Origin of the sequence: Nocardiopsis sp. CC223A, assembly GCF_030766825.1 — a bacterium.
Taxonomy (GTDB): domain Bacteria; phylum Actinomycetota; class Actinomycetes; order Streptosporangiales; family Streptosporangiaceae; genus Nocardiopsis.
Genome location: NZ_JASFDV010000032.1, coordinates 52163 through 65198, shown reverse-complemented (window position 1 = coordinate 65198; position 13036 = coordinate 52163). Strand labels below are relative to the sequence as shown.

The 13036-nt window shown below is 63.6% G+C and carries 12 protein-coding genes; 5 read left to right on the top strand and 7 right to left on the bottom strand.

Annotated elements, in window-relative coordinates:
* Positions 1-294 precede the first annotated feature (294 nt).
* From QJS33_RS15145 to QJS33_RS15115, 7 genes are all read right to left on the bottom strand, one after another.
* Positions 295-807: a hypothetical protein gene (locus tag QJS33_RS15145; RefSeq protein ID WP_306368612.1), complete on the bottom strand. Its 513-nt coding sequence runs from the start codon at positions 805-807 to the stop codon at positions 295-297.
* 445 nt (positions 808-1252) lie between these two features.
* On the bottom strand, positions 1253-1807 hold the full coding sequence (locus QJS33_RS15140; RefSeq protein WP_306368611.1) for a pentapeptide repeat-containing protein: 555 nt from the start codon (positions 1805-1807) through the stop codon (positions 1253-1255).
* Positions 1808-1815: 8 nt separating this feature from the next.
* On the bottom strand, positions 1816-1980 hold the full coding sequence (gene amcA, locus QJS33_RS15135; protein WP_306368610.1) for a multiple cyclophane-containing RiPP AmcA: 165 nt from the start codon (positions 1978-1980) through the stop codon (positions 1816-1818).
* Between the two features lie 3 nt (positions 1981-1983).
* The gene (amcB, locus tag QJS33_RS15130; RefSeq protein ID WP_306368609.1) at positions 1984-3084 is read right to left on the bottom strand and encodes a cyclophane-forming radical SAM peptide maturase AmcB; all 1101 of its coding nucleotides are present in this window, start codon (positions 3082-3084) and stop codon (positions 1984-1986) included.
* A gap of 117 nt (positions 3085-3201) precedes the next feature.
* A complete protein-coding gene (locus tag QJS33_RS15125) occupies positions 3202-3438 on the bottom strand; it encodes a hypothetical protein (RefSeq protein WP_306368608.1) in 237 nt (78 codons plus the stop codon).
* 371 nt (positions 3439-3809) lie between these two features.
* The gene (locus tag QJS33_RS15120; RefSeq protein ID WP_306368607.1) at positions 3810-5021 is read right to left on the bottom strand and encodes a helix-turn-helix domain-containing protein; all 1212 of its coding nucleotides are present in this window, start codon (positions 5019-5021) and stop codon (positions 3810-3812) included.
* 14 nt (positions 5022-5035) lie between these two features.
* Positions 5036-5542: a flavoprotein gene (locus tag QJS33_RS15115; RefSeq protein WP_306368606.1), complete on the bottom strand. Its 507-nt coding sequence runs from the start codon at positions 5540-5542 to the stop codon at positions 5036-5038.
* Positions 5543-5818: 276 nt separating this feature from the next.
* On the opposite strand from QJS33_RS15115, the gene QJS33_RS15110 reads away from it, so the two are divergent.
* The 5 genes from QJS33_RS15110 (at position 5819) to QJS33_RS15090 (ending at position 12887) form a co-directional block, all read left to right on the top strand.
* Entirely contained in the window at positions 5819-7432 is a 1614-nt protein-coding gene (locus QJS33_RS15110; RefSeq protein ID WP_306368605.1) for an endonuclease NucS domain-containing protein, read from the top strand.
* 183 nt (positions 7433-7615) lie between these two features.
* Complete coding sequence (locus QJS33_RS15105) at positions 7616-8176, top strand: hypothetical protein (RefSeq protein WP_306368604.1); 561 nt, start codon at positions 7616-7618, stop codon at positions 8174-8176.
* Complete coding sequence (locus QJS33_RS15100) at positions 8173-8853, top strand: hypothetical protein (RefSeq protein ID WP_306368603.1); 681 nt, start codon at positions 8173-8175, stop codon at positions 8851-8853. The genes QJS33_RS15105 and QJS33_RS15100 overlap by 4 nt, the downstream gene beginning before the upstream one ends.
* Positions 8854-8983: 130 nt before the next feature.
* Positions 8984-10189: a pentapeptide repeat-containing protein gene (locus QJS33_RS15095; RefSeq protein WP_306368602.1), complete on the top strand. Its 1206-nt coding sequence runs from the start codon at positions 8984-8986 to the stop codon at positions 10187-10189.
* Positions 10190-10760: 571 nt separating this feature from the next.
* On the top strand, positions 10761-12887 hold the full coding sequence (locus QJS33_RS15090; RefSeq protein ID WP_306368601.1) for a DUF262 domain-containing protein: 2127 nt from the start codon (positions 10761-10763) through the stop codon (positions 12885-12887).
* Positions 12888-13036: the final 149 nt, after the last annotated feature.

The window sequence follows — 13036 nt, the reverse complement described above, 5'->3', positions numbered from 1 at the left end:
ACGCGCTGAGAGTGGGCCTTTCTAATGGGCCCTGTCACAGGCGGAGTCGCAGGGACCCCACCGGGCCCAGTCACAGGCCCAAGGCCAGGCGGAGTCACAGGCCCACCCTGAAAAAGCCGCATAACCGGCACTCCTGGAAGTCGACCGAGTACCTCGATGGACTGGAATCCCGTCTTTGGTTTTTCTTCGCAGCCATTGATCGAGAAATAAGCGGCGGCCTCGGAGTGCCGCAGAAAAACGTCAAGGGCGCCTCCTCCCGCAGGAGAAGGCGCCCCCGGTCCGTTCAGGGCTTTGTCAGCCCCGCAGTGCCAGGTAGGTGCGGATGCGGTCGGTCAGCTCGGCGAACTCCTCCTCCACCGGCTCGGGCTCCACGCCCGAAGGCGTGGCCGGGTAGTCCTCCGGCTCGGCCGGGCGAGGACGCGGAACAGCGGCCCTGCCGAGGTAGGGGCGCACCAGGGCCCCGGCGACCAGGTCGGGGTCGGCGTCCACTCGGTCCTCCGCCTCAAACGGAGCGGAACGGTCGCGGTAGGCCTGCTCCCAGCGGGCCGGGGCGGTCAAGGCCCCGGCCGCCCAGGCGTGCTGTTCGGGGAAGCCGGAACGGTCGGCGAGCAGGTCGCCCCGGCTGGAGGCGGTGGTGGTCGGGGGTGCTGCGGGCAGTGCGGGCGGGACCCGGCGGGACAACGGGGCCGATCGAGGGTTGAAGAGTGCGGCCAGGGCGGTGGCCAGCAGTGCGGCGGTCAGCGCCCACACGCGCCCGGCCATGCTGTCGCAGGGCCGTCGGTGACGGCCGGTAGTAGGGTGTTCCACGGTCTCCTCCTGGTGTTGTCAGGCGGTGATCGCGCCCCGGTCCGGTGTTCGAGCACCGGTCGGGGCACCTGTCTTCTGTTGTTCGTTGTTCAGCGTGCTCGTGCGGGCCGGGTGGGTGTCATTGGCCTCGGTGGCGTCTACCGCCCGGGGCTGCGCTTCCCGCCCCGGATGCGCTCGGCACATGGCTTCCCCGGGTACGTGTGTTTCCCGGCGGGCTGGTCGATGGTCGCTCTGCCTCGCGAGGTCCTTCAAGTCGTCCGGTCAAAATGAGTGCCGGGTCCACCCGCTTTCAGGGGCATATGCGGCGAACGAGACATTGCGGCTGTCTGTGTTCCGGCTGGTCCCACCTATGTCGCGCTGCCGAAGAAGGTGAAAAAGTCGGTCAAGTGACAGACGGGCTTCCCCGACGCCGGGGAAGCCCGTCCTGAGCGACGATCACCCGCTACTACATGGGGATCTCGGCGACGGTGAGTGCGAGGTCGCGGACCATGACCTCGTTGAGCTGGCGGAGCTGCATCTCGGTCACCTGCGCGCCGCGCAGTGAGGCCAGCCCGGTCAGCCCCGACAGGTCGCTGCCGCGCAGGTCGGCGCCGGTCATTCTGGTGTCGTCGAACCGGGAGCCCAGGGTGCAGTCGTCGAAGACCGCGCCGCGCAGGTCGCTGCCGATGAGCTCCGCTTCCTTGAAGGAGCAGCCGACGAACGCCACGTCCCCGGCGACCTTGACCCGTTCCCAGGTGGAGTAGTCGAACTGGCATCCCTCGAAGAGGACATCGGTCAATGTCACGCGGACCAGGGACACACCCATGAGCCAGGAGGCGGTGAACCGGCAGCGGTTCACGGCGACGTCCACCAGTCGGGAGGAGCCCAGGTCCACGGAGGCGAAGTGGGTGTTGGTGACCTTCTCCTCCTCCAGCGGGTTCGGGTGGGGCCAGGTTCGGGCCGGGGGTTCGTCGTCGCTGGGCAGGAGCACGGTGGCGCCCCTGATCTCGGCTGTGTCCACGGGTCTTCCTACTTCTTCCAGTTGTCCCAGGTCGGACGGTTGTCCCAGGGGCCTCCGCCGACGTTGTCCCAGGTGTCGCGGTTGTCGAATGATCCGACGGGGGTGGTCGGTGCGAGGCGGTCGATCAGGGCGGCCGCCTGTTCGGACCGTTCCAGCAGTGCCAGGATCGTCATCGGTCACACTCCCATCTTCTCGCCCAGGGCGCGGACGAGCTCTTGTTTGGCGTTGCGGCAGTAGGCGGTCTCGGTGGTGGTGAAGGATCCGGTCTCGAAGTACTTGTTGGAGGCCTGTCCGCCTTGGCAGAAGGCGAAGAACTCGCAGCTGCGGCGGCACTGGCGGACGCCTTCCAAGTGTTGTCGCACATAGGAGGCGTTCGGGGCGCGGGTGAGGATCGAGGCCAGGTCGTCGTGCAGGACGTTGCCCACGATGAAGTCGCGGTGGTCCTCGTCCTTGACGCCGAGGAGTTCGGGTGAGAGGGCGACCACGTCGCCGTTGGTGCCGACGGTGGGGATGGGGTCGATCAGGGCCTGGTCCCAGGTGTTCGCGCGTCCTTGGCGGATGTCGGCGAGGTAGCCGAGCAGGCGTTCGGCTTCGCGGATGCGCAGGGTCATGCCGTTGTCGACGCGGTCGAACATGGTTTTCCAGAAGCGTCGGACCAGGTGCGGGGCGATGTCCTGGCGGGTGGAGTTGGCGCCTTCGAGTTCTTCGATGTTGAAGCCGACGCTTTTCGCTCCCAGACCTTCGAAGAAGTCGAGGAGCGCATCGGGTCGGGTGATGGTGTGTGCGGTGACGACGCAGATGGCCGAGAACTCGATTCGGTGGGATCGGAGCCGGTCGATGCCGCGCATGATGCGGGCGAAGACGGGGGTGTCGGCCCAGTCCACCCGGGAGAGGTTCGCGGTCGCGGGCCCGTCGATGCTCACGCCCACACGAAAGCCGTAGTCGGTGAACAGGTCGCACCAGGCGTCGTCGATGAGGGTGGCGTTGGTCTGCACGCTGTGGCGGACTCTTCCTCGGAGCCTCAAGGGTTCGAAGGCTTCGACGAGGTCGCGGAAGTGCGCGCGCCGGGTGGTGAGGGGTTCGCCTCCGTGCCAGACCACGTCGACGGCGCGGTCCGTCTTCATGACGGTGAGGCCGGCGGCGAGGGCGTGGGCGACCTCGGTGGTCATCTCGGTGCGTGAGCGGCGGTCGCCGACGGGGAGGTAGCAGTAGGTGCAGTTCAGGTTGCACAGGGTCGTGGGTTGCAGGATCAGCGAGCGGAAACCGGGAGCGATCACGGTGACTCTTCTCGTCGGGAGTGGATCCAGGCAGATCGAGGCGCAGGGGAGAAACGCGATCCGGGGGCCGGGGCAGGAGCAGGGCCTTTGAGGAAGGTCTCGGCCGGGAACCCGGTGTCAGTGGCGGGCGTCGCACCAGGGTTGAGGGAGCACTCCACCGGCACTGAGGTGGCGGTGGAGGAGTTCGAAGGCCCGGTCGGCTTCGCGGATCAGCACGGCCGGATCGGCGTCGGGGTCGGCGGCGTCGCGCAGGAGGGAGGAGAGACGGTCGAAGAGGTCGTCGGCCTTCTCCCTCTGGAGACGGGTGGCCGATCCACCACGGCACAGGGCAGGGGTCTCGTGCAGGACACCCATCGTGCTTTCCTTCCCAAGGTGTTCAGGCGTGCGGGTGCGGCGTGGGAGCGAAGGGCGCTCCGCAGGGCGGGGCCAGGGGATCTGCGAAGTGCGGGGCCGGGTGAGGCGGAAGAAATCGGCCCAGGTGAGCGGTTGTCCGATACTCACAGCCACCCCTCAGCGAAAGGGCCGAGGCAGTCCACGGGGACGGCGGTGAGGCCGGGGCGGCCGGTCATGGACCGCGCTGCATGGTGAAACCGCCCGAGCCTGCTCAAGGCCCGGCGTGGGAGGAAGGAATCGCGCTGTGACATGGGGCGACCGTACGTCCGCACGCCGAGAGGCCCTCGCAGCCGCGAGAAGGTAAAAGATCCGCAGGAATCTGCGGGTTCGGCTCAGGCGACTCCGGCGCGGGCCGCCAGAGGACGCAGTTCCGGGGTGGAACGGCGGTGCTCGCGGCGCAGGAGTTCGGTCAGGACCGCGGCCGTGCCCGGATGGTAGCGGACGAGTTCGGGGGCGATCCGCTCTGCGTCCACCAGGGTGTGCACCGCGGCGGCGTCCTGCCGCTTCTGGGTGTAGGCGCGGGCCAGGTCCAGGTAGACCTGGGCGCGGCGGCCGACCAATCCGGTGGGCAGGGAATCGGCGTCCAGGTCCTCGCCGGTGTCGATGGCGGTTCGGGCGTCACCGATCGCGACGGAGGTGCTGATGGTGTGGATGGCGACGTTGGTCGGGCCGAAAGCGGTTCCGTGGAGGTTGCGGTCGGCTCCTAGTCGGTCGGCCGCGCGGCGGGCCTGGGCCAGCAGGCGCGGTACGGCCGTCCGGTCAAAGTCGGCTGCCGCAGCGGTGGCGGCGGCCAGATGGAGCCCGCCGTAGACGCTCAGCTCCTCCGGGGTGCCCGGGTGCATGCGGCGTTCGAGCGCGCTCGCCGCGCCCATGGCCAGCTCGGCGGCTTCTGCCGGGTGTCCGCGGGAGATGAAGACGTAGGCCAGCCGGTAGGCGCCCACGGCGGCCAGCAGAGGGTTGTCGCTCCAGGCGGCGGCTGTCATGGCTCGGTCGGCGGCCTGCCAGGCCAGGTGCTTCTCCCCCACCCGGCGCAGGAGGGCGGCGGTGGTGTTGTAGACCATGGCTCTGGCGGCGCACGTCGCCGGGCGGTCCGCGTCCGGGAAGTGGGTCGCGGCCTCGGCTTCGCGGATCAAGCCGGGCAGGCGGCGTCCGACCTCGTCGTAGCGGGCCGCCTGGTAGGCAGCATAAGTGTGCTCGGCTTGGACGAGCAGGGCTGCGGGGTCGGTCCGTGGTTCCCTGCCGGTCTCGGCGACGATGGTCTCCAGGGTGGAATAGCGCATCATGGCGCGTTCGATGGCGCGGGCTGCGTCGTAGCGCATGTCGGTGACCGCCTCAGGTTCGGTTCCGGTCAGTTCGGCCAAGTCCAGGCGCAGGATGCGGGCCAGGCGGGTGAGGATCTCGTGGGAGTCCACCGTGAGAATGCCGCGTTCGACCTGGGAGAGCCACGATTCCGAGCGGCCCAGGAGGCCGGCCAGCACGCTCTGGGAGTAGCCGCGGCGGCGTCGGGCGCGTTTGATCGTCTGGCCTCGGGTGGCGGGGTCCACGGCGTGCCTTTCGGTCAGAGGCTGTTCACGGTGTCGATGACCTGCTGCCAGGAGGGCAGCCGGGCCTCGTAGGGGGCGTCGGGGTCGTGCAGGACGGTGACGGCGTCCATGGAGCCCAAGGTGTCCAGGGAGCGGGCGAACGCCGGGTGGGACGCCAGTTGGGGTTTGCAGTGGGGCACCACCACGGTGGGTACCCCGTATCCGGCCATCTCGCACAGCAGGGCGATCGCGAAGTTGTCGGCCAGCCCTTGGGCGAACTTGTTGGTGGAGTTGAAGGTCAGCGGGCAGGCCAGTACCGCGTCTGCGGGCGGTAGGGGTCTGCCCTGGCCGGGTCTGCGAAACGTGACGCGGACCGGGTCGCCAGTGGCGTCCTCCAGGCGGGCCGGGTCGTGGAAGTCGGTGCCGGTGGGGGTGGACAGCACCGTCACCCGCCAGTCATGGGATTGGAGGGCCTGGACGAGTTCGACCACTCCTTCCGGTGCGGGGGCTCCGGACAGCACCAGGTACAGGGTTCGCGGCATGGCCCGAGTGTAGAACCAAGCCTCCCCACGGATCCGAGGTTCAGCCGTCTCGACCGAAGAACGCGGCGGAGCTCAGCCGACCGAGTGCCGGGAGGCGATCCCGACACGCCCTCAGCTTCTGTCACACCTGGCCCATGACTCCCAGCGTCTGCTATCTCGTGCTGCTCTCTGGATTGCACCCAATGACGAAATCCAACACACATCCCTGCTGCTTCCCTACTGCTTTGGAAGGCACTCTGCCGGCCTGTCGCCCAGACCCGCTAGTGTCGGGTGGTGATGACAGCACGTGAAAAGCACATCCGCGATCACCTTGCGGCCAACCTTGAGATTCTGGAGCCAGAGCACCGTCTCTCCCTGGTCGCCACCGAGTTCCGCATCATGAACCCACATGGAGCCGATGGATTCATTGACATCTTGGCCAAAGATAAGAACGAGATGTGGGTGGTCATCGAGTTGAAGCGTTCGAATGCGAGCGCACGCCAAGCCCTTCACGAGGTCGCGAAGTACACAGAGCTTCTTCGCGAGCAACTGAGCATCCCCAAGGACCGAATCCGCAGCATCATCGTATCGACGACGTGGCATGAGCTACGTACCTCGGCGAGCAACTTCGCCCGCGACTGGGGACATGACCTGCGAGGCTACGAGATTTCTGCGACGCCAGACGGCAAGATCTCGAGCATCGAACGGGTTCCCTGGGCTCCCGAACCTTTCGAGCACCGCCCTTCGCGGGTGCACTGCATCGAGGTCTACGCCACCGCTGAGGAGCGTGATCGAGGATGGCGCGAGATCGTCGAAGCGGCCTCGGAGGCCCAAGCTCATCACCTGATCGGTTTCGACTTCGACCGGGTCGGCGCTCCCGAACTCGTCGACGGCGAGTACCTGCTGTACTTCGCCGTCGGCCGGATCAACCCCGACCTCGTGCCTCTCCAGGACTCATTGGATGTCACACCCGCACCAGATGAAGCGGACGACCCATACTTCGACATCCCGGACTACTACCGTGATCACCCTGCTGAATATCGGGCCCTGCACCATATCTGCCGCTCCCATCGGGCCCTCGGGGTTTCAAGGAACGGCATGCCCGAGGATTTCATCCGGGTGTGCGACGATCCCCTCTGGGAGCTCCGGTCGGTTCGCCGCTCCGGTGCCTACGCGACCTCGGAGCTTTTGACCGACGAAGACCTGAGCCAGGCTGTCGCGGGCAGATACGGGGGTGCCCAGGTCCGCCGCCAGGGCGCTGCTGGACCGGACATCCGTCCCCGTTGGGAATCAGAACGGAAGTCGACCCTGCAGACCCTGGCCGGTAACGAGGACTGGTCCGTTCTGATGAACCAATGGCTGAACGAAGCCGAAGCGGACGCGTCATGTGTGGACGTGGATGTCTATGTTCACAACCCCTGTGACCTCCTGCAGACACTGGTATACGGAGTGACCGACACTTCCTCACCGTTCGAAAAGTACGCGCCTATGCTCCGGGCTACGGCCACCTACACCGGAGGCCGTACCCGGACAACCTTCGGTTGCCTGGTGTGGGACGGACGGCAGCACTCCGACCTGGCTCATCTGATACCCCCTCCACTCCGTGACCCGATAAGGTGCGCGGTGTACCGCCGCAGCGGAGCGATCGGAGAATTGGACCCCCTCCTGATCGCGCTCTGGGGGCTCCGTTATGCCCTGATGGACGTGAATCCCCTGGGTATCCAACACGGTGTCCTGGAACTCTGGACGGCCGAGGAGGGTGATGTTGTTCGTGTCGTCAACCCCGGTGGCAAGGCCGCCTACATGCGCCCTGACGGTCTCATGCCGCACATGCTGCGCGACTTCGTCCACGATCACTTCGATCAGGTCCAGACGCTGGTCCAGGAACACCTCCGAGTAACACACCTCTGATCTGCTGGACAGGGAACTGGAGCTCGTAACACCAGCGCAGCCTCTCTGAGCCGAGGAAAATCAGGAGCACTCGGGTCAGACTACGCCTCCGTCGCCAATTACTGACAAGACCACACATCCTGCAACCCTGCTCGATTTAAAAAATCAAATCCGCCCTGCTTTTTGAAAACCCCCAAGGAAAACATGAACACATCCGAACTAAATAGCATCGAGCAAAAGATTCGCGACCTTTTAACAGACACCGGCATGGTTTGGGTTCTAGATGAGGTCGATGCTGCAATCGCCGCGGGCGTTCCAGAAGAGAAGATCCTTCGCCGTCGTGCACACCGTGGTGGCGGGAGGCACTTGACCGCAAGTCCTGCGGCCGCCGCTTCTCAGTACGAGGTTGTTGAACGCTACCAGCTCGGTTCCGACGAGTACGAGACGTCGCACACGAAGGGGACACTCGTCATCACCACTCGGATAATGACTAATCTAGAGCGCGTCAAACTCCTCCTGGATGCCCTGCGGAGAATATTTGTCGAAATACCAGAAATTGAACTGGAGACCTTGAAGACCCTGAAAAGTTCACCAAGCAATGATGAAGGGAATCGCAGCGAAGTTCGCAGCGTAGCTTTCGAACCCGCCGGGGAGACCCGCCACCGCAGCGAGCGCTCCATAGTACTGACCGAGAACATTCCACAAGAACAGCATGAACGAATCCGTGGGATTCTCGCGAATCTAACAACCGAGGTGTCCGATTGAGCAATATCAATAATCTCATCAACGAAATAAAAAATCTACTAGAAAACAACGCGACCTCCTACCATTCAGCTTCAGCTGTCTCAGACGTATACGAAGGCTACATCTTCTCTTTAATTGTGAGCACGGCAAGTAGACATGGTGCCGCCGTCAGCTACGAGAACATATACGGAGAGAAGGCTAATGATCTAATATTCCGGACCAGCCCTGGGCAGCTCTACGGTGATAGCCACCCCTTCACTCATGCTGTCATCGAATTCTACGGTGCTCCCGCGCTCGAAGTTCATCTAGGTGTTTTTGTTCAGGGAACATCTGGCGTTCTCCACGAATGTGATGTGCTCGTTCTCCCCGCGGAAGAGGCCGCGCTGAGCCGCACTCAGAATATTGCACCACGCGGAAGCCAATGCCTGCTAATCGTTGAGTGCAAGTACTACGTGTCAAACTTGGGCATTGGGCTAGCCCGAAACTTTGAAGGCCTGCGCTCTGACATCCGAACCCAAGGCGAACTCTTTGTCTCCAATATCGGTTCCCCCAGCATCGTACGGTATCTTGATGCTCGAAAGCGGGGTTTCGAGCGAGATGTTGTACCAAATTCACCTCAGGCCGGATACCTTCAAGCAGAAATCAGGAAGGTGTTCAAGAGCTACTTGAGCAAGCATTCTCCTTCGACGGTTATCTGACTAGAGACATCAGCACTCTTAGTTTTCTGAGTTGCCACATGATTATCTTTTCCGCAAAGTTGATCTGCCGCCCGCATGCTAGTACACCCGCCTCGATATATCTGAGCCGAAGAGCTACTGGGAATACACCATGAAAAAGATGATCGCAAGGCTAAAGCTCGATCGCGCATGGGCAGCCGTGTCCTCTCTGCCATCAGCCTGGTTACTCCTTGGGTTGGCTATACCCGCAGTCATATTTTTGTTCTGGCTACTCATGGCCCCGTTCACAAACCTGCTCGCAGGGGAGGAGGTACGTACTCTTTCTGGAAGGGAACGCGTTCAGGCTCGTGATGCCACCAGACAGTTGATCCTCCAAGCGACAGGGGGCGCGGCGGCATTGGCCGCTCTGGTCTTCACTGCCCGCTCCTACTTGCTCAACCGGAGAGGACAGCAGACGCAGAGATTCAAGGATGCTGGCGAACAACTGGGATCCGACAGCGTCGTCACCCGCATCGCAGGCGTCTACTCTCTCGAGCACGTCATGCGGGAGTCACCCGAGGACCACACCACAGTTGTCGAGGTACTGTGCGCCTTCATCCGCGAACACGCTCCGCCTGCCCGCCTACAGACACAGGAGGAAGATGGTCAGCTTGATTATCCCAGCACTGACGTCCAGGCGGCCCTGACAGTTGTCGCCCGCCGACCAGACCGTCCAGAAAACGACCTCGTCATTGACCTGTCCGGACTACATTTGGAGGGAGCACAGTTATCCCAAGCTCGCCTGGCCCGTGCCGATCTGCGCAAGAGCTACCTTCTCAATGCCGACTTGAGCGGCGCCGATCTATCGCAAGCTAATCTTTCCAGAGCAGTATTGAGAGTAGCTGAATTGGACGGCGCGAACCTCCGCAAGGCAGATATAACCTCCGCATCACTGTGCCATGTTGACGCCCATCATGCCGATTTTAGAAACGCCAATCTCCACGGTACAGACCTCACCGGAGCGCATCTGGAGGGCGCTCACCTCGACAGAGCCAACCTGCTCAATGCCACACTAGTCGAGACACATCTCGACCAGGCAAGCCTGAAGAATTCAACATTAATTTGCGCGAACCTGAAAAAAGCCTTCTTGGTGAATGCTGATCTATCTCGAGCCGACCTTTCATCGGCACTTGTGGAGAGCGCAATGTTTCATCGTTCAACGATGCAGGGGACCAGCTTCCGAGGCGTGGAGGGAGTGCATCTGGCCCATTTCGACTTCGTCGACGCATCCGGGGTTGTCGGCTTCACACGCGAAGGTTGGGATTCGGTGTTCACCAACAGCATTACACGCGCACCTGAGGTCTTCGACCTTGGCTGACTTTCTAATTCGATGGCCTCAGATTCGAATCCTCCCAGGAGCTCCACAAACCTCAGCTCAACTGGGGTGGGCAGACGCAAGCGGATTCGAGAGTTCAGCCAGTACCGCAGCCGCTGAGCCACCGTCCGCTCAGCCAGATCGTCTGGGCTGCTTCGATGCGTTGGGCTCCGCGCAGAGCGGCGCGGGTCGGCTCCCAGAAAGCGCACCCGGCGCCGCTTCCGCAGCAGATGTCTCAGATAAGCCATGAAACGCCAGCTCCTGTGACCTCGTCCCCTCTGTCGCGGACACGTTCTCTCACCCACACCAGGAGTGCGGCACCCGCACTGCTTGAACACCGAACCAGACCCGGACATGATCACCACCTCCGCCTCCAGTCTCACTCCCGGCAACGAGACTCAGAGAGACAAGCACCAGTAGGCGATCCCGGCACACGCCGCAGCCTCTACCGCTCCCGATACGAGACTCCCTGGGTGGACTCCACCCTCCAGGCAGGGGCCGACACACCACCCGCTTCGATACACCCGAGGGACTTCGAACCAAAATGTCGGGCGGGTACGGAATGATGGGAGGCGTGGAAACCTTCAAACGGACGCCGCTGCAACTGTTCAACCTGCCGCAGCATTTCGTGATCCCGCTGTTTCAGCGCCCCTACGTCTGGAAGGAGGACGAGCAATGGGAGCCGCTGTGGAAGGACATCCGGCGCATCACCGAACTCCGGATCGAAGAGCCCCATCTGAACGCCACTCACTTCCTCGGCGCGGTGGTCATCCAGTCCCAGGAAGCTCAGAGCAAGCGGCTGACGACGTGGAATGTGATCGACGGCCAGCAGCGGCTGACGACCTTGCAGATCTTCGCGGACGCCACGTGCGCGCTCCTGGCACAGTCGGGCAACGAGCGGCTCGCTGGTCAGCTTGAACGTCTCACGCACAACGACGATGTCTACGTCGAAGACGGCGACATCCAGTTGAAGGTGCGCCACCTCAACAAGGACCAGGCGGCGTTCGACGAAGTGATGTCGGCTGAGCCGCCGGTCGACCACACCGATCTAACCCACTCGGACTCCCAGATCGTCGCCGCACATGCCTACTTCTCGACGGTCGTCGAACAGTGGCTCGGCCCACCCGAGTCGGACGAGTACACCGTTAAGGCCAAGAAGCTCACCGACGTACTGCTGGACGGCCTTCAGCTGGTCTCCATCGAGTTGGAGGCCTCGGAGAACTCCCAGGAGATCTTCGAGACACTCAACGCTCGCGGTACCCCGCTCACCGCGGCCGACCTCGTGCGCAACTTTGTGTTCCAGCGGCTTGAAGCCGAAGGCGCAGACACGAAGAAGGCCTACCGGGAGGACTGGCCCTTCGAGACCAAGTTCTGGACGAAGGAGGTCAGCGTCGGGCGCAACCTCATCAGCCGCAGCTCGCTGTTCCTCAACCAGTGGCTCGTATCGCGCACCGGCGAGGAGATCAGCCCGCAGGCGACGTTCAACCGGTTCAAGTCCTATGTGGAGCTCGAATCCGGGCACAAGATGACCGGCCTGCTGCCTGAGATCAAGCAGCAGGCACAGCAATACGAGGCCTGGACAGAAGCCGCAGCCCGTCCCGGGGGAAGCCTCGGCTCCGCCGAGATGGTGGTGTACCGAATGCAGGCCGGCGGCGTCGAGGTGCTCAAGCCGCTGCTCATCTGGTTGCACGAGCCGGGCCGCGACCTCCCGCGGGAGTCCGTCGACCAGATCATCCGGGTGGCCGAGAGCTGGGTTGTCCGCCGTCAGCTGCTTCGTCTGTCCGGCAGCGATCTGGGGCGCATCGTCGCCGACATCATCGCCGCGAACTCCGCCGTGCCCGCCGATGAACTCGTGGAACGCATCACCGGGCACCTTGCCCGGCTAAACGTCACGAGCACCTATTGGCCCGGTGATGAGGAAGTCCGTGCAACACTCACCACGGAGTCCGCATACTCACGGTTCCCACGGGGACGGCTCCGCATGATCCTCGAAGCGGTGGAGGACCTCTACCGAGCGGAGACAGGCCAGCCGCAGATCGAACGGATGGGTTACCCGATCGAGCACCTGCTTCCGCGAAAGTGGCATGACACCTGGGCCGTACAGGAGCCGGAGGACATCGAGGAGCGGCAGTCGCGTGTCCACCGCCTGGGCAACCTGACGCTCCTGACACAGAAGCTCAACGCGAAAGTGTCCAACGGAGCGTGGTCGGCGAAGCGGTCGGCGCTGATGGACCACAACACGATCACGCTCACGGGACGGGTGATCAAGCGAACCGAACACCATGCCTGGGACGAGGAGCTGATCGACGAGCGGACAACGGAGCTGATCGATCGGATCCTGCAGGTGTGGCCGGTCCCGGAGGGCCATCACGGCAAGGTGATCGACCCGCAGACCAAGGCTGGTGACTGGGTCGAGTTGAAGCACCTCATCGAGGCAGGGCTTCTCGCGCCTGGTGACAAGCTGCTGGCAACGCACCGGGACTTCAAGGGCAGGGAAGCCACCCTGACCACCGACGGGGCCATCGAGCTGGCCGGCAAGCGCTACACGTCACCGTCGGCCGCCGGACGCGCATTGCGCAAGAGGGCGACGAACGGGTGGTACTTCTGGTCCGTGGCGGACGGCCGCCGGTTGAGGGATGTTCGCACACAGTTCCAGAACTCCATGCCAGCAGAAGAAGAGTCGAAGCCCGGAGATGCATAGCAACGCACGAACGTTCCCTCTCGGATACCCCGAGGTTTCTGACACAGATCCGGTCTCAACGGCCACGCAGTGAAGACCTCGCGAGGTGCCATCGGACGCCGCCAACCGGCCGTTTGTGCTCCGTTGGTGCTCCGCGGTTTTGGACCGGG